The following is a 20,040-nucleotide window of genomic DNA, read 5'->3' on the forward strand; positions in this document are numbered from 1 at the left end:
CCTGCATCAAAAGATCCCAGGCAGAGCCCGCGCCCCAGGCAGTGGTTTTGCCCGGTCCCCAGGCCACCGGCCGACAGCGAACCTCCAGGAGTGCCTATGAACACCCATCTTTGCTGCCTTGCCCCTGCCGCTGCCCGCGCTTGCGCAAGGCATGCACGGCCCCTGCCCTGCCCGTCTCGCGCCCAGCCGCTGCCGGGCCAGCTGCACTGAGAGGACGCCATGCCCCTCAAAGACATCCCTACCGACTGCCAGCCGCGCGAGAAACTGCTCGCCAAGGGCGCCGGCGCGCTGACCGATGCCGAGCTGCTGGCCATCTTGCTGCGCACCGGCATGGCCGGCAAGAGCGTGCTGCAATGGGCCGCTGAACTGCTGGCCCCGCGCCAGCCCGATGCCCCAGGCAGCTTTGGCGGCATCAACGGCCTGCTGCAGGCCAGCAGCGCCGAGCTCGCACAGGTCAAGGGCCTGGGCCCGGCCAAGCGCGCCGAGCTGATCGCGGTGCTGGAGCTGGCCCGCCGCGCGATGGCCCAGCAATTGCAGCAGCGCAGCCTGCTTGGCAGTGCCTCCACTGTCAAAGCCTATGTGCAGTTGCACCTGGCGCACAAGCACCATGAGGTGTTTGCCGTGCTGTTTCTCGACAGCCAGCACCAGCTGATTGCGCTGGAGGAATTGTTTCGCGGCACCCTGGGCCAGGCCAGCGTCTATCCGCGCGAAGTGGTCGTGCGGGCCCTGCACCACCACGCTGCAGCGGTGATCTTGGCGCACAATCACCCCAGCGGCCAGGTCACGCCCAGCCAGGCGGACCAGCAACTCACGCAGAGCTTGCAGGCCGCCTTGTCCCTGGTCGATGTGCGTGTGCTGGACCATATTATTGTTGGGCCCGGAGCAGCACTGTCGATGGCCGAGGAAGGTGAGATGTGAGTAAGCAGGACAAAACCGGCAGCGTGGCATCGCTGCGGGAGCTCAAGCAGCTGCGCAAGGCGCTGACGGCCTTGCAGGCCGAGCAGGCAGCCCAGCGCCAGCTGCAAGAAGCCGCCCGCCAGCAGGCGCTGCGCCAGAGCGAGCGCGACCGCCAGCTGTTTCGCCAGACCGTAGGCGCCGTGCGCCCGCTGCCCAGCAGCGGCCAGATCAGCGCCGAAACGCCCCCGCCCGACCCGCTACCGCTGCAGCACTGGGCCGACGAGCAGCGTGTGCTGCTCGAAGCGATGAGCGATGAGTTCGACGCCAGCACCCTGCTCGACACCGACGACCAGCTGAGCTTTCGGCGCAAGGGCATTGGCCGCGATGTGGTCCACAAGCTGCGCGCCGGGCACTGGACCATCCAGCGCCAGATCGACCTGCATGGCCTGCGCACCGACGAGGCGCGTCAGGCGCTGGGCAGCTTTATCCGTCAATCGCAGCGCCAGGGGCTGCGCTGCGTGCGCGTGGTGCATGGCAAGGGCCTGGGCTCACCCGGGCGCATGCCGGTGCTCAAAGGCCGGGTGCACAGCTGGCTGGTGCAGAAAAACGAGGTGCTGGCCTTTGTACAGGCGCGCCCGGCCGATGGTGGCGCCGGCGCCCTGGTGGTGCTGCTGCGTGCCGCATCGATGGCGGCCAGCGCCGTCAATGTGGCCGATGCGCTGCTGCAGATGCAGGCACTGGCCCAGCAGGCAGCGGCCGTGCCGGCACCCGACCCGGTGGCCCAGCAGGTCGCATCCTGGGCGGCGCAGTACCGCAGTGACAAGCCCAAGCGCTGATTGACAGGCCTTAAGAAGCCCCGGGCTTGCCCTGCGGCAAGGGAGCGCTGAAAGGGTTTACCCAGCGCTGGTCCGGGTCCTGCAGCGGCAGCGCCTCGCGCGCTTCGTCTTCGCCATAGATGCGGGCGATCCGCGCTTCCAGGCTGGGGTGGCTGGCCAGCCAGCGCGCGCCGCCCAGGTGCCAGAAGTCATGCATCTCTTCGATGCTGTGCACCTCCAGCAGCAGCATGTGCTCCACAAGCGGCGAATAGGCCCCGGCTGCGCCGCCACGGGGCTGCAGGGCATCGGCCTGCAACGGGTAGTCCTGCTGCCACAGCGCCTTGCGCAGCACGCGGCCCAGCCCATCGGGATTGCGGGTCCACTGCACGGCGCGGGCATCGGCCAGGTATTCGCGCTGGCGCGATACGGCAGCCTTGAGCGCCTGCGCCGCCAACCAGCCCAGCCAGCCCACGGCCATCAGCGGCCGGCCAAACAGCGACACGCCGCGCTCGACCCAGTCGCGCCCATAGTTGAACAGCATCTCCAGCCCGAACACATAGCCGGCCAACTCCATGTTGAGCCGCGTATCGCCCTCGTGCAGATGGGACAGCTCATGCGCTACCACGCCCTTGAGCTCATCGCGGCTGAGGTATTCCAGCGCGCCCATGGACACCACGATCACCGCATCCTCGGCCTCCCAGGCAGCGGCAAAGGCATTGAGCGAGCGGTCGCGTGGCAGCACCATGGCCTGGGGCCGCTGGGCACCGGCGGCAATGCACAGCTCATCGACAATGTTCTGGTACTGCTGCTCGGCATGAGACACCGATGGGCGCAGTTCGCGCGCGCCCAGCTGCCTAGCCAGGTGCAGGCCGCCCTGGCGCAGATTGCTGCGCTTGATCCAGGCGCCGCCCAGCACCATCAGGCTGACGATGCCGATATTGGTGGCCAGAAAGCCGGCCGGGTAATGCACTGCGACCTGTTCCAGCCGCAGTTGGCTGAAGAGCACTGCGACCAGCGCCGGCGTCCAGAACACCAGCGCCAGCACCAGGTGCACGCCCACCGCAATGCCCAGCACCAGCAGCGCAAAAGCGGCCACCAGGCCCCAGGTGCGGCGCCGTGCGCTGGCTTGGAAATCCCAGAAGTTCATGGCTGCGCCGCTGCAGGCTCACCGCGCAGCGCGTGGCCATGGTCGCGGGCTGCGGCCTTCATCGGCTCAGAACTGCACGCGGACGGTGTCGCGCTCCTGGGCATTTTGCGTGGACTGCAGCATCGGCATCGCATGAAAGCCCAGCATCGAGGCCACCACAATCGCCGGGAAGGCGCGCGAAGCGTTGTTGAACGCCAGCACCTGGTCGTTATAGGCCTGGCGCGCATAGCCAATGCGGTTTTCGGTGCTGCCCAGCTCTTCGCTGAGCGAGCGCATCGTGTCATCGGCCTTGAGGTCCGGGTAGCTCTCGGTCAGCACCATCAAGCGGCCCAGGGCACCGCCCAGCGCCCCTTCCGCGGCCACCATGGCGTCCGCCACCTCGGGTTTACCAGGGGCTGCGCGCAGCGCACTGGCTGCAGCCTGCGCCTGGCCGCGCGCGCGGATCACGGCCTCCAAGGTCTGGGACTCGTGCTCCAGGTATTTCTTGGCCACCGCCACCAGGTTGGGCACCAGGTCGTAGCGGCGCTTGAGCTGCACATCGATTTGCGCCAAGGCATTGCTGGTGCGGTTGCGCAAGGCCATCAAGCGGTTGTAGACCAGCACGCCCCAGACCAGCAAGGCAGCAACCACCGCCGAGACCACCATCAAATTGGTATTCATAACCCTCATCCACCCTCATCGTTTTTAGTGGCTTGATTATGGGCCAAAGCGCTGCGGCGCCCCCATAGGGAATGCAAACCAGCGTGGACGTTGCATTTTGCGAACCTGGTGCATGACAGAAGTCAAGAAATCAGGTAATGGGCGGCAAGCCTCCCGCCGCAGACGGGGCGCTGCACAGAATGCCTGCGCAACCCACCAGCGGCTCGGGCTGGAGTCAGCGGTTGCGCATCCAGTCCGCAGTCAGGAAAAAGCTCTGGCCCAGGCCGCTGCGCAGTTTCTCATCGACGCCGACATCGCCCATCGCCTGGTCCATGCAGGCCAGCCACTGGTCGCGCTCCAGAATGCCGATCGAAAACGGCATATGGCGCATGCGCAGGCGCGGGTGGCCAAAGCGCTGCTGGTAATGGTCAGGGCCGCCCAGCCAGCCGCAGAGAAACCAGAACAGCTTGTCGCGCGCATCCTGCAAAGTGCTGCCATGGGCGTCACGCAACTCCTTGTAGCCGGGCTCCAGGTCCATCAGGTCATAGAAGCGGTCCACCAGCGCCCGCACCTGGCTCTCGCCGCCTATCCAGTCAAAAGGGGTGTCAAACGGGGGCTTTTCTTCGATGTGCATAGAGGGCTCTCAGGGTACGCAGGGGCAGAGGATCAGGCAGCGGGCGCTGCGCCTGCACAGCGCCCACGGTCCTGCCACCCGCGATATTACCGCTCTATGGCGCGGCATTCACACCGCTTCGCGCAAGGTCACGACGACCGGGCGGCGCAGCACCTCGCGCAGGCCCCACCAGCCGGCCACCAGCGCCAGCAAGGCGCCACAGGCGCCGCCAGCGAGCGGCACCCACCAGCGCGGCACCCAGGCAAAGTCAAACACAAACTGGGCCAGCGCCCAGCCAATGGCCATGGCCACCACGCTGGCCAGCACACCGGCGAGCAGGCCCACACCGGCCAGCTCGGCGCGCTGCACCTGCTGGAGCAACTGGCTGCGCGCGCCCACGGCCCGCATGATCGCGTACTCGCGGGCGCGCTCCTCGCGCGTGGCGGTGATCGCGGCAAACAACACCACCAGGCCCGCGGCCAAGGTAAAGCCAAACAGGAACTCCACCGCGCGGATCACCTGGTTGAGCACCTGCTGGAGCTGGGCGACCGTGGCGCGCAGGTCCACATTGGTGATGTTGGGAAACTCGCGCACCAGGCCATTGTCAAAGCCCGCCGTATCGGGCGCGCGGTAGGCGGCCAGGTAGGTGACGGCCACATCGTTCATCTGCGCGACCGGGTACATGACAAAGAAATTCGCGCGCATCGAGCCCCAGTCCACCTTGCGCAGGCTGGTGATCGTGCTCTCGTGCTGCACGCCGCCCATGTCAAACAGCAGGCGGTCGCCCATCTTCAGGCCCAGCGTCTGGGCAATGCCCTCTTCGACACTGACGCCCCCCGCCTCGCCTGGGGTCCACTGGCCCTGCACGATCTGGTTGTGCTCCTGCAGCACATCGCTGTGGGAGATATTGAACTCGCGGTCGACCAGGCGCTTGGCGCGGTCTTCGCTGTAGTCGCCCGGCCCCACATCCTTGCCATTGATCTGGATGAGGCGGCCGCGAACCATCGGGTACCAGTCCCATTTGTCGATGCCGGCCTGGCGCAGGCGCTGCTGGAAGGCATCGGCCTGGTCGGGCAGGATGTTGATGACAAAGCGGTTCATCGCATCGGGCGGCGTGGTCTGGCGCCAGGTCTGGATCAGGTCGGTGCGCAGCAGCACCAGCAGCACCAGCGCCATCAGGCCCACCGCCAGGCTGCTGACCTGCACCACGGCAAACCAGGGCCGGGCGGCGACCTGGCGCGTGGCCAGCAGCAACCAGCGCGGCGCCGTGCGCTCATTGACCATGCGCCGCAGCAGCGTGATGGCCGCAGCACTCAAGAGGCCAAACACCACGATCGCCATCGCAAAACCGCCCACCGCAATACCACCAAGCTTGGCATCCCCGCTGACCAGCAGCAGCATCGCCGCAAAGCCCAGTACCCCCAGCAGCAGCACCGAGGCCGAGGCCGGGCGCAGCGCACCCAGATCACGGCGCAGCACGCGCAGCGGCGGCACCTGGGCCAGCTGCAGCACAGGGGGCAGGCCAAAGGCCAGCAGCAAGGTCATGCCCATGCCCACGCCCAGCACCAGGGGCCAGCCGCTGGCAGCGGGCAAGGTGACGGCCAGCAGGCCGGCCATCAGCCAGACAAACAAATAGTGCATCGCATAGCCCAGCGCCACGCCCAGCAGGCTGGCGGCCAGACCGATGATGACAAACTCGACCACATAGGCGCCGGCAATGGCGCGCTGGGCCAGGCCCAGCACGCGCAGCAATGCCGCGCCATTGAGGTGGGCGCTGGCAAAGGTGCGGGCGGCCAAGGCCACGGCCACCGCCGACAGCAGCGCGGCCAGCAAGGCCACCAGGTTCAGGAACTTCTGCGCGCGCTCGAGGGTTTGCTCCATCTCGGGCCGGCCGCTTTGCAGCGACTCGATGCGCACGCCATGGCTGTGGGGCTGGGCCACTTCGGTCTCGGACCATTGCAAAAACTGCGCCGCTGCAGCGGGCTCACCGGCGACGGCAAAGCGGTAGAGCAAGCGGCTGGCCGGCTGCACCAGGCCGGTCGCGGCCAGGTCGCTCCAGTCCAGCATCACGCGCGGAGAAAAGCCCAGAAAGCCGGCGCCCCGGTCCGGCTCGATCGTCAGCACGCGGCCAATGGTGAAGCGCTTGTCGCCCAGCCACAGCACCGAGCCGGTCTTGAGGCCCAGCGCCTCGATCAGGCTCGGGTCCACCCAGACTTCGCCGCGCGCTGGAATGTCGCGGGTCGGCGCATCGGGCTGGCCGGCAGCGGCGGCCGTGCGCAGACTGCCGCGCAGCGGATAACCGGCCTGCACCGCCTTGAGGCCCACCAGGCGCGATTCACCGCCATCGGCATCGTCCGAGCGCGCCATCGTCGGGAAGGTGACTGTCGTCACGCCCTGCAAACCCAGCGACCGGGCCTTGTCGGCAAAGGCCGCTGGCGTGCTGTTGTCGCTCACCACCACGACGTCGCCGCCCAGCAGCTGGCTGGCATCGCGCTGCAGCCCCGCTTGGAGGCGGTCCGAGAAAAAGCTCACCGAGGTCAGCGCGGCCACCGCCAGCGCCACCGCAACCAACAAAAGCCGCAGCTCACCGGCACGCCAGTCGCGCAGCAATTGGCGCCAGCCCAACGCAAAAAAGTTGTGTTTCATGCAGCAAACATAACTGATGCGCGTTTACCCCCAGCCCTTGCCGGATTTCCCCGCAGCCTGCCCCCTGCAGACCCGTGCCAGCAGATTTTGTAGACGCACCCTACCGGCCCCATTGAAAGAGATCATCCCCAAGCAGTCGATTGCGAGTTACGATATGAAACAACAATCTCCCAACGAGCCATCCTATGAATGCCTTGATTTCACAATTGGGCCAGACGTTTGCTAAAGCTCGCAGTCTGGAGGAGCTGACGCGCCCCCTGCTGGAGATGCTGCAAAAAGTCACCAGTCTGGAATCCACCTACCTCACACGCATTGACCTGGGCCAGCGTGTCCAGCAGGTGCTGTTCGCGCGCAATACCCAAAGCCTGCAGATTCCCGAGAACCTGAGCGTGCCTTGGGAAGACACCTTGTGCAAACGCGCCATCGATGAGAACTGCCTCTACACCGACGATGTCAGCCACCTCTGGGGCGACTCGCAGGCCGCGCAGGCGCTGGGCATCCAGACCTATGCCAGCACGCCGGTGCACCTGTCCGATGGCATGCTCTACGGCACCCTGTGCGGCGCCAGTGCATCGCGCAAACCGCTGCTGCCCGAGACACGGGATGTGATGCGCCTGTTTGCCCAGTTCCTGGGCCAGCAGGTCGAGCGCGAGCAGCTGCTCGTGCAGATCCAGGTGCAAAACGAAGAGCTGCAGCGCCTGGCGCGCACCGATGCGCTGACCGGCCTGCCCAACCGCCGCGCACTGATCGAGCAGCTCGACCAGCTGCAGGCCATTGCCCGCCGCCAGGAGCGCTATGTGCTCGTGGGCATGATCGACATGGATGGCTTCAAGGCCATCAACGACGGCTATGGCCATGAAGCGGGCGACCGCTTCTTGCAGCTGCTGTCCGAGCAGATGCGCCAGGCGATGCGCGGCTCGGACCTGATCGCCCGCCAGGGCGGCGATGAGTTCGTTTTTGCCGGGCTGGGCCCCCACCTGCATGAGCCAATTGCGCCGGCTTTGAGCGAGACACAGGCGCGCCTGTTTGCCAGCACCCGGGCCGAGTCGCTGTGCCTGGGCCAGGGCGTGAGCCTGAACTACACCGGCGCCAGTGTGGGCCTGGTGGCCGTCACGCCGGGCACCCATGCCGATACCGCGTTGCAGCAGGCCGATCTGGCCATGTACCAGACCAAGCAGGCGCGTAAAGCCCGCCATCCGGTCGCCGCTTGATCCAACGCCTCAGCAAACCCTGAGGCGGCGATCAAGCCTCGCCGATCTGCGCCGCAGCCGCTGCGCCGGCCGCCGTCAGCGCCAGCATCCAGCGCCCATCCACCGCCTGGGCAAGCACCCAGGCAAGCTGCTGGGCCTGCTCCAACAGCAGGTTGAGCATCGCCAGCTCGCGCAGCAGGCTGCTGGCAGGGGCATCCAGGCGCTTGGCGATGCGCACCAGCGGTACCGCCTGCCCGGTGCGGGCCTGCTCTTGCGCCAAAGCCGTCAGCAGATGCTGCGCCAGCGGCGAGAGGGCCGGGGCGGTGCTCAACGTCCCCATCACTGCGGTGCTTGGCCGGGCTCGAGCACCACGGGGATCGATTTGGAGGTGGGCGTGCCGGCATGGGCCGCCACGGCCGACAGCGGCACCAGCGGATTGGTCTCCGGGTAGTAGGCAGCCAGGTTACCGCGCGGAATGTCATAGGCCACCAGCTTGAAGCCCTCGACACAGCGCTGCTGGCCATCGTCCCAAACGGTGCGGATATTCACCCAGTCCCCATCGGCCAGGCCCAGCGCGCGGATGTCATCGGCATGGATGAACACCACCCGGCGCTGGCCAAACACGCCCCGGTAGCGGTCATCCATGCCATAGATCGTCGTGTTGTACTGGTCGTGCGAGCGGGTGGTCAGCAAGGTAAACACCTGCTGGTCACGCAGCCGCACACGCGCCCGGTGCGTGGGGGTATCGACCGGCACCGCATGGGCGTGGAAGCTGGCCTTGCCGCTGGCCGTGGCCCAGATGCGCTCGCTGGCGGTGTTGCGCAGCCGAAAGCCACCGGGCACGGCCACCCGCTGATTGAAGTCGGCAAAATCGGGGAAGACCTTGGCGATCTCGTCGCGGATCAGCGCGTAGTCGGCGGCCAGCGCCAGCCAGTCCACCCGGCTGCGCGCGCCCAAGGTGGCATGGGCCAGGCGCGCCACAATCGCCGGCTCGGACAGCAGATGGGCCGAGGCGGGCGGGTTCATGCCCATCGACAGGTGCACCATGCTCATCGAATCCTCGACCGTCACGCCCTGGGGCTGGCCGTTTTGCAGATCGATCTCGGTGCGGCCCAGGCAGGGCAGCAGCAAGGCCTCGCGGCCATGGACCACATGGCTGCGGTTGAGCTTGGTGGTGACCTGCACGGTCAGCGCGCAGCGCTGCAGGCCTTTCCAGGTTTCATAGGTATCGGGCGTGGCGGCGGCAAAATTGCCCCCAAGCGCAAAAAACACCTGGGCCTGGCCATCGCGCATGCTGGCAATGGCGTCCACCGTGTCCATGCCGTGGGCGCGGGGCGGCGCAAAGCCATAGACCTCCTGCAGCCGGTCAAGCAAGGCCGCCGGCGGCTTTTCCCAGATGCCCATGCTGCGGTCGCCCTGCACATTGCTGTGGCCGCGCACCGGGCACGGCCCCGCTCCTGGCCGGCCGATATGGCCGCGCAGCAGCAGCAGGTTCAAAATCATCTGGATGGTGGCCACCGAATGCGCATGCTGGGTAATGCCCATGCCCCAGCAGGCAATCACCTTGTCCGCGCCCAGGTAGACATCAGCCGCCGCCCGCATCTGCGCTTCGCTCAGGCCCGATTCCTGCACCAGCAGCGCCCAGTCTTCAGCCTGCAGGCTTTGCGCCATCGTCTCAAAACCGGTGGTGTGCGCGGCGATAAACGCATGGTCGAGCACGCCGCCCCGCGCCGCCTCCTGCTCCAGCACATGCTTGAGCATGCCATGCAGCGCTGCCAGATCGCCGCCCACACGCAGCTGAAAATAGTGCGTGCTGATGGGGCTGGAGCCCAGGGTCGCCATCTCCAGCTTGTCCTGCGGATCGGCAAAGCGCTCCAGCCCACGCTCGCGCAAGGGGTTGAAGCTGACAATGCGCGCGCCGCGCTTGTGCGCCTCGCGCAATTCGCCCAGCATGCGCGGGTGGTTGGTGCCCGGGTTCTGGCCAAAGATGAAGATCGCATCGGCCTGTTCAAAATCGTCCAGGGTCACCGTTCCCTTGCCCACGCCGATCTGCTCGCGCATCGCCGAACCACTGGGCTCGTGGCACATGTTCGAGCAATCGGGGAAATTGTTGGTGCCGTATTCGCGCACAAACAGCTGGTAGAGAAAAGCCGCCTCGTTGCTCGCCCTACCGGAGGTGTAGAACACCGCCTGGTCCGGGCTGGGCAGCGCGTTCAGGTGCTGGGCAATCAGCGCAAAGGCATCGTCCCAGGCAATGGGCAGGTAGTGGTCGCTGGCCGCGTCATAGACCATCGGATGCGTCAGCCGGCCCTGGTCCTCCAACCAAAAGTCGCTGTGCTGGGCCAGCTCGCGCACGCTGTAGCGGGCAAACAGCTCGGGGCCCGCACGCCGGGCCGTGGCCTCGGCGGCGACGGCCTTGACGCCGTTCTCACAGAACTCGAAGGTCGAGGCATGGTTGCGGTCGGGCCAGGCGCAGCCCGGGCAGTCAAAGCCATCGGGCTGGTTGGCCGACAGCAGCGTCTTGGCACCCTTGAGCGCAATGTCGTGGTGCAGCAGCGTGTTCTTGACACTGTTCAAAGCGCCCCAGCCACCGGCTGGGCCTTTGTAGAAGGCGATTTTCTGTTCTTGCATGGCAGGGACTGGTTAGAACGCGGCTGCGTAGAGATCGTGAACACGTTCTCAGCCCTGCATTTCAACCCGCTGCCCGCTGGCCGTCAAATTCAATGCGGCAATGCCGGCATTCGACAAACTATGGCTGGGGTGGCGGCGCAGTTGCCAAGGCCTGCAAAGCCCCGGCATGCTGCAGGCATTGCTGCTGCCATTCATCCAACGCCATCAGTGCGCGCGCCGCCTCCATAGCGGGCATCGCCTGCTGGGATTGCTGGTAGAGAAAGGCCACCTCGCTCACGACCACCGGCTCGGCCAGCGGCCAGGCGCGCAGACCTGGTGTATGGCGCACGGTCGCCAGCACGGCGCCGGGCACGATGCTGGCCATCTGGCCCTCGCCCACCGCCTGCAGCAAGGCCTGGACCGAGTTGGTCTCCATCGCCGCCTGCACCAGCACTCCGACGGCCAAAAAGCTGCGCTCCACAATCTGGCGGTTGTGCATATCGGGGGTCAGCAGGCACAGCGGCTGCTGCGCAGCCTGCACCCAGGTGAGGGGCTCGGCCGCATGCAGGGTATCGGCCACGCAGGCGCGTGCTGGCGCGGACTGCAGCAGGTAGTAGTGCTCCTGGTACTGGGGCGCGCAGTGGGTGCGCGGGCGGCGGATGCGGTCGCTGTAGCCCAGCGCCAGGTCCAGGCTCAGCTCTTCGAGGCCGCGCTCGATGTCGGGCGAGCTCATCGCATGCAGCGCCGGCACCAGGCCCGGGTGCTGCTGGCGCAGCAGACTGGCAAAGCGCAGCAGCATTGGCATGGCCGTGGGCACTGCCGCCATGCGCAGCTGCCCTTGCAACTGCCCCGCCTGGGCCGAGAGGCGCTGGCGCAGGCGCGCCTCGCTTTGCAGCATCTCAAGCCCGGTTTGCAGTACCTGCTCGCCCTCGGGCGTAAAGCCGGCAAACACCCGGCCCCGGCGCACGATGGCCACGCCAAACTCGGCCTCCAGCGCGCGCAGCGCATTGGACAGCGCCGGCTGGGTGATGTGGCAGGCTTGGGCTGCCCGCGCGAAATGGCCATGCGCATGGAGCGCGGCCAGGTAGCGCATGGCAGCGAGCAGGTTCATCAGGTGTTGCTGCTCACGGAGATCGTCGGGAACTTCGACGAGAAATCCTTGGCCTGCTGCGCAATCTTGACCGCAATGCTGCGCGCCACCTGCCGGTAGATGGCGGCCACTTCGCTGTCGGGCGCGGCCACCACGGTGGGAGTGCCGCTGTCGGCCTGCTCGCGGATCTGCATCGACAGCGGCAGCGCGCCCAGGTAGTCCAGCTTGTAATCGGCTGCCATGTGCTTGCCGCCATCGGCGCCAAAGATATGCTCCACATGGCCGCAGTTCGTGCAGACATGCATGGCCATGTTCTCGATCACGCCAAGGATGGGCACGCCCACCTTCTCGAACATCTTGATGCCCTTGCGCGCGTCGAGCAAGGCAATGTCCTGCGGCGTTGTGACGATCACCGCACCGGTCAACGGCACGCGCTGGCTCAAGGTCAGCTGGATGTCACCGGTGCCCGGTGGCATGTCGATCAGCAGGTAGTCGAGCCCCGCCCAGTTGGTCTGGCGCAGCATTTGCTCGAGCGCCTGCACGGCCATCGGCCCGCGCCAGATCATCGCCTGGTCCTGGTCGACCAAGAGGCCGATCGACATCACCTGCACGCCATGGTTGAGCTTGGGCTCCATGGTCTTGCCATCGCTGCTCTCGGGCTTGCCGTCCACGCCCATCATCATGGTCTGGCTGGGGCCGTAGATATCGGCGTCCAGCACGCCGACGCTGGCGCCCTCGGCCGCCAGGGCCAGCGCCAGGTTGGCGGTGGTAGTGCTCTTGCCCACGCCGCCCTTGCCCGATGCCACCGCAATGATGTTCTTGACGCCCGGTATCAGCGGCACACCGCGCTGCACCGCATGCGAGATCACCTTGTTGCTGATGCTCACCGAGACGTTATCCACGCCCGGCACCGTCTTGGCAGCGGCCACGAACTGGCTGCGCAGCTGCGGCACCAGGCTTTTGGCTGGATAGCCCATCTCCACCTCAAAGGCGACGTCGCCACCGTTGATCTGGAGGTTGCGCACGGCACGCGTGCTGACAAAATCTTTGCCCGTATGCGGGTCTTGAACACTGGCCAGCGCGGCCAGTATCGTTGGTTCGGTCACTGTCATCGTGTTTTCTATTCCTGAGACAGCAATAAGTCTAGCGAACCGCGCTTGCCCTTGCGAACCAGCGACAATCTGGGCTTTTGCCCCTGCACCTCTTGAAAGACCTGCACCCGTGAAACTGAAAATGGCCGAGAACTCCGTGTTTGCAATCTTGCTGCGCTCGTCGTGGTGGATCAGTGTGGTGGTCGGAGCCATCATCGTGGTGCTGTGCCTGGCGCTGCTGCCCAAGGACATCCGCTTTGTCGGCGCTGCCGGCAGCCTGCCTTTCCTCGTGATCGGCGCCATGGCCGCCAAGCGCCAGTGGAGCCAGCCCAGCGCTGCGGCCACCGAGGCGCTGCTCGCGCAAGCTGGCGCCATGTCCAGCCGCGATCTGCAGGCCTGGCTCAGCCGCGCCTGGCAGGCCGAGGGCTACGCTGTCACCCCCGTGCAGCAAGGCGCGGCCGATCTGCAGCTGGCGCGCAACGGCCAGACGACCCTGGTGCAGACCAAGCGCAGCAAGGCCGGCGTGCACGGCATCGAGCCGCTGCGCGCGCTGCATGACGCGGCCAGCCAGGCCGGCGCCGCCAGCGTCTATGTGCTGCTGCAAGGCGAGCTGAGCGACAATGCCCGCCTGTTTGCCCGTGACCAAAAAATCGTGCTGCTGCAGAATCTGGAGCTGGCGACCTTGCTGAAAAAGGGCGCGGCGCGCTGATGCTGCACCGCCTGCGCCCGCAGTAGCGATTGAGCGACAGGGCCGCTTGGCGAAGGCCTGCAGTTTCGGCTATGGTGCAGGCCATGTCGCCCGCTCTGCACTACAGCCCCCATTCCGCCGCCACCGCCATCGTGCTCTCCGGCGGCGGCGCGCGTGCCGCCTACCAGGTGGGAGTGCTGCAGGCGCTCTCGCGCCTGCGCCAGAACGCCGGGGCCGACCATGAACCAACGCCCTTTCCCATCGCGGTTGGCACCTCGGCCGGCGCGATCAATGCCGCAGGTCTTGCCTGCGGCGCTGACCATTTCGACCTGGCCGTGCAGCGCCTCTCGCGGGTGTGGCGCAATTTCTCCACCAGCCAGGTCTACCGTGCCGATGCCTTTGGCGTGATGCGCAGCGGCGCGCGCTGGCTGAGCCTGTTGACGCTGGGCTGGGCGCTGACGCGCTGGCACCATAGCAAACCGCGCTCGCTGCTGGACAACGCGCCGCTCCTGGAGCTGCTCAAGGCCGAGCTGCCGCTGGAGAAAATCCCGCACCTGCTGCACAGCGGCAAGCTGTCGGCGCTGGCGATCACCGCATCGAGCTACACCACAGGCGAGCACATCACCTTCTATGAAGCCGGCCCGCATGTGCCCGCCTGGTCGCGCACGCAGCGCCGCGCCATCCAGGACCGCATCAGCCACCAGCACCTGATGGCCTCCTCGTCCATCCCCTTCATCTTTGCGCCCGCCGAGCTGATGCTGCGCGGCCAGTACAACTACCTGGGCGATGGTGCGATGCGCCAGACCGCGCCGCTCGCCCCAGCCGTGCACCTGGGCGCCCAGCGCATCGTTGTCGTCGGCGTCGGCCGCTCACACGAGGTGCTGAACCTGCCCCAGGGCGAACACCCGCCGTACCCCTCGCTCGCGCAGGTGGCCGGCCACGCCCTGTCCACCATCTTTCTCGATGCGCTGTCGGTCGATGTGGAGCGGGCCCAGCGCATCAACCACACCTTGAGCCTGATCCCCGAGGCCGAGCGCGCCCGCAGTGCCTTGCGTCCGCTGGACCTGCTGGTAATCACGCCGTCGCAGTCGCTGGACGCTTTGGCGCTGGCCCACCTGCAAGAGCTCCCTACGCCGGTGCGCACGCTGCTGGGCGCGATGGGCGTGTCCATGCACAGCCAGAACGTGGGCAGCGCAGCACTGGCCAGCTATTTGCTGTTCGAGCCGGGCTACACCCGGGCACTGATGGCGCTGGGCCGAGCCGACACCATGGCCCGGCGCGACGAGGTCTGTGCCTTTTTTGGCTGGGGCAGCCGCCCCACCGGCCCCGCCAAACCCCTGGTCGCGCCAGCTGGCCCCGTAAGCGCCTAGAATTGCTCGGTTCTGGAGCGCCCGCGGGCGCGAGGGCTGGCCGCGCGCCGCCCTGCCTGTGACCAGAATCCGCAACGGCCGCTGGCCTGCGTCCTCTCTGTGATTAGAAAGTTCCGCAACCCTATGTCTCAACGAAAGATTTTCGTCACCACCGCCCTGCCGTATGCGAACGGCAACTTCCACATCGGCCACATCATGGAGTACATCCAGGCCGATACCTGGGTGCGTGCGCAGCGAATGCAGGGCAATGCGGTCAACTTTGTCGGTGCTGATGACGCCCATGGCGCGCCCATCATGATTGCCGCCGAAAAAGCCGGCAAGACGCCCCAGCAGTTTGTGGCCGACATCGCCGCCGGCCGCAAGCAGTACCTCGACGGCTTCCACATCGGTTTTGACAACTGGAGCAATACCGACAGCCCCGAGAACCACGAGCTGTCCAAGCAGATCTACCTGGACCTGAAAAAAGCCGGCTTTATCGAGACGCGCACCATCGAGCAGTTCTTCGACCCTGAGAAGAACATGTTCCTGCCTGACCGCTTCATCAAGGGCGAATGCCCGCGCTGCCACGCCAAGGACCAGTACGGCGACAACTGCGAGGTCTGCAGCTCGGTGTATGCGCCCACCGATCTGATCAATCCCTACTCGGCGCTGTCTGGTGCCAAGCCGGTGATGAAGAGCTCGGAGCATTTCTTCTTCAAGCTGTCCGACCCGCGCGCGGTCGAGTTCCTGACCAGCTGGACCCAGGACGGCCAGCATGTGCAGCCCGAGGTGGCCGCCAAGATCAAGGAATGGTTTGGCGTGCGCACCAACCCCGATGGCTCGACCAGCGAAGGCCTGGACGACTGGGACATCTCGCGCGATGCGCCCTACTTCGGCATCGAGATCCCCGATGCGCCGGGCAAGTACTTCTACGTCTGGCTGGATGCGCCTGTGGGCTACCTGGCGTCGCTCAAGAACCTGCTGGCCCAGCGCGGCGAAGACTACGACGCCTACATGGCCGACCCGGCGCTCGAGCAGTACCACTTCATCGGCAAGGACATCATCACCTTCCACACCCTGTTCTGGCCGGCGATGCTGAAGTTCAGCGGCCGCAAGACCCCGACCAAGATCTGCGTGCATGGCTTCCTGACGGTGAACAACGGCGAGAAGATGAGCAAGAGCCGGGGCACGGGCCTGGACCCACTCAAGTACCTGGCCCTCAAGATGAACCCCGAGTGGCTGCGCTACTACCTGGGCGCCAAGCTCAATGGCAAGAACGAGGACATCGACTTCACTGCCGAAGACTTCATGCTGCGCGTCAACTCCGACCTGATCGGCAAGTACGTGAACATCGCCTCGCGCGCCGCTGGCTTTATCAGCAAACGCTTTGAAGGCCGCCTGGGCGAAGTGAGCGCTGATGGCCAGGAGCTGCTGGCCGTGCTGCGCGCGCAAAAGGAGGCGATTGTGGCCGCCTACGAGGTGCGCGACACCGCCCGCGCCGCGCGCGAGATCATGCTGCTGTGCGACAAGGTCAACAGCTATGTCGATGCCAACAAGCCCTGGGAGCTGGCCAAGAAGGACGACATGCAGGCGCGCCTGCACGACGTGTGCACGGTCTGCATCGAGGCCTTTCGCATCCTGACCATCTACCTCAAGCCGATGCTGCCGGGCGTCGCCGCCGAAGTGGCGAACTTCCTGATCGTGCCGCCCGAGCAATTTGGCGACGTAGACAAGGCGCTGGGCGCCGGCCACCAGATTGGCATCTACCAGCATTTGATGCAACGCGTGGACCCCTTGCAGCTCGAGGCGCTGTTCGAGACCCCTGCCAGCCAGGAAAAGGCCGCCGCCGCTGCAGCGCCTGCCAAGGCCAAGAAGGCAGACAAAAAAGCCGAGGCCGTGGTGGACCCGAACGCCCCCGGCGGCGAGCCATTGGCCGAGACCATCGGCATTGACGACTTTGCCCGCATCGACCTGCGCATCGCCAAGATTGTCGAATGCAAGGCCGTCGAAGGCTCGACCAAGCTGCTGCAGCTGACCCTGGATGTCGGCGAAAAGGGCGATGACGGCCAGCCGAAGATGCGCAATGTGTTCAGCGGCATCAGCAGCATGTACACGCCAGAGCAGCTGCAAGGCAAGCTCACCGTGCTGGTGGCCAACCTGGCGCCGCGCAAGATGAAGTTCGGCATCTCCGAAGGCATGGTGCTGGCCGCCAGCCACGCCGATGAGAAGGCCCACCCCGGCATCTATGTGCTCGAGCCCTTCCCCGGCGCGCTGCCCGGCATGCGCATCCATTGATCTGCATGGCTGCTGACCGCCCCCGCTGCAAGCCCCTGCGCTCCCTAGCCGCAGGGGCTTTTTACTGCATCTGCGCATCGCTGCTGGGCGGCTGCAGCGTGGTGACCGTGGGCGCCGCTGCCGTCAGCGTGACCGCCACTGCCGTGGGGCTGGCGGCCGATGCAGCTGTGGGCACGGCCAAGGTGGTGGGCAAAGGCGTCGGCAAGGCCTATGACATGGCCACCGGCGAGGAGCAGGACAACAGCGGCATCACCGTGCGCTACCGGGAGCCCAAGCCGGGCGAGACCTTCCCGCCGCAGCAGCAGGCCCAGCCGCTGCCAGCACCCACACAGCCAGCGCCACCGGCCATGCCCCCAGAAAGAGCCATCCCCAGCGGGCCCTGAATGGCGCGGGCTCAGGCCGGGTCAGTTACCGGCATAGCGCCCGGGCCGGTGGCTGATCCACAGGAACACGCTCATCACGATGGCGGCCAGCACCGAGTACGCCACGCGCTCGAGGGGCACGACCCACAGCGCCAGCAGCACGACCGTGCAGTCGATGACCATCTGCACCTTGCCGGCGCGGATGCCATAGCGGTCCTGCAGGTAGAGCGACACGATGGTGGCGCCGCCCAGGCTGGAGCGGTGGCGCGCCAGGAAGAGGCAACCGGTGCCCATCAACAGGCCTCCGGCAATCGCGGCATACAGCGGGTTGAGGTAATCGATATGGATAAAGCGCGGCCCGATATCGACCAGCAGCGCCAGCAGCGCCACCGAGACAAAGGTCTTGATCGTGAACTCCGGCCCCATGCGCGTCCAGGCGAACCAGTAAAAGGGCAGATTGATCGCAAAGAAAATCGCGCCAAACGGCAGGCCTGTGGCGTAGTGCAGCAAGAACGCCAAGCCTGCCGTGCTGCCCGTCAGCAGCCCGGCCTGCGCAAACAGCCCCAGGGTGATCGAAACAAACAGCGAGCCGGTGAACAGCGCCTGTGCATCTTCAAAGCGGCCATGGCGCAGCGCAGGGCCAAGCGACGCGGGCGCAGCGGCGACAGGGCCAGGCAGGGCCGTGGGGCCATCAGGGCGGGATAGCGGTGAGGACATGTCGGGTTGACAGCAAGTTTCATGCCCGCACAAGGGTGGTGCGCGGGGCTGCCTGGCATGGGTAATGCTAGGTATAAACCCGAATTTTAAAGAGTTTCAGCCCGTTACGGTTAGGCATATCCGCAACAGTTCAGGGCCCTTCAGTGCAAATGAAGGCAGCGCTCAGCGGCTATTCACCACCTGGGTGCTGTTGCTGCGCAGCACCTTGCCCTGGGCGTCGAACACCACGGTGAACAGCATCTTGGTGCTGGGCGGGTCGATCCAGCCCCAGTCCCATTCGGCCTCGTTCTTCAGCGGATAGCTGGTGCGCTTGGCCGGCTGGCCCAGCAGGCGGCGGATCTGCTGCTGATCCATGCCCGGCTGCACCTTGGCAAAGTAGGCAGGGGCCAGCACCTGGCGCAGCGCGCTCATCTTGCCGTCGGTGCCAATGGTGATCATGTAGTTCTGCGCACCGGCGGGCTGGCGCGTGTACTCCAGCGTGTGCGAGCCATCGGCCTCGTCCCAGATCTGGTTGGGCTCACCAAAGCGGTCGCGCACGTCCTGCTCGGTGGAGACGTGCTCTTCCAGTTCCTTGATGCGCTGCTGGTCGCAGCCCGCCAAAAACACGGAAACGGCCAGCGCAGAGGTGGCGATTGCAAGCTTGGTGAAGAAGGACATGGTCAGGTTCGGTAGAATCCAGGCACAAGAGGTAAATATACGCTATGTCTTTCTTCCGCCGCCCCGACTACCAATCCGACACCACCCAGTTCCTGCTCAAGCTCAAGGCCGACAAGCCCGAGCTGGAACAAGGCCAGCGCGAAGGCCGTGCCCTGCTCTGGGACAAGGATCTGGACCGCCAGCAGCAAGCCGAGTACCAAACCGCACGTGTGGCGCAAAAGCCCTACGTGTACCAAACCAACCACGATTGATCGCCCTGCCCGCTGCCGGCCGCCTGGCCCGCAGCGGCTTTCGATCCCGCATAGCCCCCGCGCATGGCAACACCCGGCAACCTGACCCAGGCTGAGGACGACGTGCGCCCCGCCGCTGGGGCTGCCGCCATGCCCGAGGTGGTGGATCAGGTCGCGCTCGCGCGGCTCTACGGCGAGCCGCTGTTTGCCATGCCCACCGACCTGTACATCCCGCCCGATGCGCTGGAGGTGTTCCTGGAGGCGTTTGAAGGCCCGCTGGACTTGCTGCTCTACCTGATCCGCAAGCAGAACTTCAACATCCTCGACATCCCGATGCTGAGCGTCACCCGCCAGTACCTGAGCTATGTCGACGAGATCCGCAGCCGCAACCTGGAGCTGGCCGCCGAGTACCTGCTGATGGCCGCGATGCTGATCGAGATCAAGTCGCGCATGCTGCTGCCGCCCAAAAAGCAGGCCGAGGGCGAAGAAGCCGAAGACCCGCGTGCCGAGTTGGTGCGCCGCCTGCTGGAGTACGAGCAGATGAAGCTCGCCGCCCAGGGCCTGGGTGCCGTGCCGCAGTATGGGCGCGACTTCATCAAGGCCCAGGTCTTTATCGAGCAGGCGCTGCAGCCGCGCTTTCCCGATGTGGAGATGTCCGAGCTGCAAGAGGCCTGGCGCGACATCCTCAAACGCGCCAAGCTGGTGCAGACCCACAAGATCACCCGCGAGGAGCTCTCGGTGCGCGAGTACATGAGCGCGATCCTCAAGCGACTGCAAGGGCGGCGCTTTGTTGAGTTCGAGGACATCTTCGAGCCGGAAAAAGGCAGCACCGTGCTGGTGGTGACCTTCATCGCGCTGCTGGAGCTGGCCAAGGAAACGCTGATCGAGATCACCCAGGCAGAAGCCTTTGCGCCCATCTATGTGCGGCTGTCCTATACGCCCGTCTAGCACGGCGGGATCGGACCGAGCCGCTGCCCAAGCCCCTTTTCACTGCCCTTTATTCC

At 66.1% G+C, this 20,040-nt stretch carries 18 protein-coding genes and 1 pseudogene; 9 read left to right on the forward strand and 10 right to left on the reverse strand.

The genetic code is table 11. From position 1 onward, the window contains the following. The first annotated feature begins 219 nt into the window (after positions 1 to 219). Both radC and ACPEE1_RS18290 read left to right on the forward strand, forming a co-directional pair. The gene (radC, locus tag ACPEE1_RS18285; protein ID WP_116924741.1) at positions 220 to 918 is read left to right on the forward strand and encodes a RadC family protein; all 699 of its coding nucleotides are present in this window, start codon (positions 220 to 222) and stop codon (positions 916 to 918) included. Further along, positions 915 to 1,574, forward strand: a pseudogene (locus ACPEE1_RS18290) (Smr/MutS family protein); the annotation flags it as partial. The gene radC and the pseudogene ACPEE1_RS18290, both read left to right, overlap by 4 nt. 169 nt (positions 1,575 to 1,743) lie before the next feature. Here ACPEE1_RS18290 and ACPEE1_RS18295 read toward each other — a convergent pair. The 4 genes from ACPEE1_RS18295 to ACPEE1_RS18310 form a co-directional block, all read right to left on the reverse strand. Continuing rightward, complete coding sequence (locus ACPEE1_RS18295; RefSeq protein WP_116924740.1) at positions 1,744 to 2,859, reverse strand: M48 family metalloprotease; 1,116 nt, start codon at positions 2,857 to 2,859, stop codon at positions 1,744 to 1,746. Positions 2,860 to 2,925: 66 nt separating this feature from the next. Beyond that, positions 2,926 to 3,519, reverse strand: coding sequence for a LemA family protein (locus tag ACPEE1_RS18300; RefSeq protein ID WP_116924739.1), 594 nt, complete (start codon positions 3,517 to 3,519; stop codon positions 2,926 to 2,928). Positions 3,520 to 3,733: 214 nt separating this feature from the next. Further along, positions 3,734 to 4,132, reverse strand: coding sequence for a group II truncated hemoglobin (locus ACPEE1_RS18305; RefSeq protein ID WP_423934295.1), 399 nt, complete (start codon positions 4,130 to 4,132; stop codon positions 3,734 to 3,736). A 108-nt stretch (positions 4,133 to 4,240) separates the two neighbouring features. Beyond that, positions 4,241 to 6,757, reverse strand: coding sequence for an ABC transporter permease (locus tag ACPEE1_RS18310; protein WP_116924737.1), 2,517 nt, complete (start codon positions 6,755 to 6,757; stop codon positions 4,241 to 4,243). A 185-nt stretch (positions 6,758 to 6,942) separates the two neighbouring features. On the opposite strand from ACPEE1_RS18310, the gene ACPEE1_RS18315 reads away from it, so the two are divergent. Next, positions 6,943 to 7,968, forward strand: coding sequence for a sensor domain-containing diguanylate cyclase (locus ACPEE1_RS18315; protein ID WP_116924736.1), 1,026 nt, complete (start codon positions 6,943 to 6,945; stop codon positions 7,966 to 7,968). A 31-nt stretch (positions 7,969 to 7,999) separates the two neighbouring features. Here the strand turns inward: ACPEE1_RS18315 and ACPEE1_RS18320 are convergent, their stop codons facing one another. From ACPEE1_RS18320 to apbC, 4 genes are all read right to left on the reverse strand, one after another. After that, positions 8,000 to 8,287, reverse strand: a complete 288-nt coding sequence (locus ACPEE1_RS18320) for a hypothetical protein (RefSeq protein ID WP_423934300.1) — start codon at positions 8,285 to 8,287, stop codon at positions 8,000 to 8,002. Further along, the gene (locus tag ACPEE1_RS18325; RefSeq protein WP_116924734.1) at positions 8,287 to 10,578 is read right to left on the reverse strand and encodes an FdhF/YdeP family oxidoreductase; all 2,292 of its coding nucleotides are present in this window, start codon (positions 10,576 to 10,578) and stop codon (positions 8,287 to 8,289) included. Before ACPEE1_RS18325 ends, ACPEE1_RS18320 begins: the two co-directional genes overlap by 1 nt. A gap of 118 nt (positions 10,579 to 10,696) precedes the next feature. Further along, complete coding sequence (locus ACPEE1_RS18330; RefSeq protein WP_116924733.1) at positions 10,697 to 11,668, reverse strand: LysR family transcriptional regulator; 972 nt, start codon at positions 11,666 to 11,668, stop codon at positions 10,697 to 10,699. Further along, complete coding sequence (apbC, locus tag ACPEE1_RS18335) at positions 11,668 to 12,759, reverse strand: iron-sulfur cluster carrier protein ApbC (RefSeq protein ID WP_116924732.1); 1,092 nt, start codon at positions 12,757 to 12,759, stop codon at positions 11,668 to 11,670. Before apbC ends, ACPEE1_RS18330 begins: the two co-directional genes overlap by 1 nt. Before the next feature lie 109 nt (positions 12,760 to 12,868). Here apbC and ACPEE1_RS18340 point away from each other — a divergent pair, with 109 nt between their 5' ends. The 4 genes from ACPEE1_RS18340 (at position 12,869) to ACPEE1_RS18355 (ending at position 17,453) form a co-directional block, all read left to right on the forward strand. Beyond that, the gene (locus ACPEE1_RS18340; RefSeq protein WP_116924731.1) at positions 12,869 to 13,447 is read left to right on the forward strand and encodes a restriction endonuclease; all 579 of its coding nucleotides are present in this window, start codon (positions 12,869 to 12,871) and stop codon (positions 13,445 to 13,447) included. An 83-nt stretch (positions 13,448 to 13,530) separates the two neighbouring features. Next, positions 13,531 to 14,796, forward strand: coding sequence for a patatin-like phospholipase family protein (locus tag ACPEE1_RS18345; RefSeq protein ID WP_116924914.1), 1,266 nt, complete (start codon positions 13,531 to 13,533; stop codon positions 14,794 to 14,796). A gap of 123 nt (positions 14,797 to 14,919) precedes the next feature. Beyond that, positions 14,920 to 17,070 carry a methionine--tRNA ligase gene (gene metG / locus ACPEE1_RS18350; RefSeq protein ID WP_182345115.1) on the forward strand — a complete coding sequence of 717 codons (2,151 nt, stop codon included), beginning with the start codon at positions 14,920 to 14,922 and terminating at the stop codon, positions 17,068 to 17,070. A gap of 5 nt (positions 17,071 to 17,075) precedes the next feature. Beyond that, positions 17,076 to 17,453, forward strand: a complete 378-nt coding sequence (locus tag ACPEE1_RS18355) for a hypothetical protein (RefSeq protein ID WP_116924913.1) — start codon at positions 17,076 to 17,078, stop codon at positions 17,451 to 17,453. Positions 17,454 to 17,474: 21 nt separating this feature from the next. Here ACPEE1_RS18355 and ACPEE1_RS18360 read toward each other — a convergent pair whose 3' ends face one another. Continuing rightward, a complete protein-coding gene (locus tag ACPEE1_RS18360; RefSeq protein ID WP_116924729.1) occupies positions 17,475 to 18,149 on the reverse strand; it encodes a YitT family protein in 675 nt (224 codons plus the stop codon). 162 nt (positions 18,150 to 18,311) lie between these two features. Continuing rightward, entirely contained in the window at positions 18,312 to 18,806 is a 495-nt protein-coding gene (locus tag ACPEE1_RS18365) for an outer membrane protein assembly factor BamE (protein WP_116924728.1), read from the reverse strand. A 44-nt stretch (positions 18,807 to 18,850) separates the two neighbouring features. Here ACPEE1_RS18365 and ACPEE1_RS18370 point away from each other — a divergent pair, with 44 nt between their 5' ends. Then, positions 18,851 to 19,057: a DUF3460 family protein gene (locus tag ACPEE1_RS18370; protein ID WP_021026491.1), complete on the forward strand. Its 207-nt coding sequence runs from the start codon at positions 18,851 to 18,853 to the stop codon at positions 19,055 to 19,057. A gap of 63 nt (positions 19,058 to 19,120) precedes the next feature. Beyond that, positions 19,121 to 19,984 carry a segregation and condensation protein A gene (locus tag ACPEE1_RS18375; RefSeq protein WP_116924727.1) on the forward strand — a complete coding sequence of 288 codons (864 nt, stop codon included), beginning with the start codon at positions 19,121 to 19,123 and terminating at the stop codon, positions 19,982 to 19,984. The last annotated feature ends 56 nt before the right edge of the window (positions 19,985 to 20,040 follow it).

This window comes from Comamonas sp. 23 (genome assembly GCF_049601575.1).
GTDB classification, from domain to species: domain Bacteria; phylum Pseudomonadota; class Gammaproteobacteria; order Burkholderiales; family Burkholderiaceae_C; genus Comamonas; species Comamonas squillarum.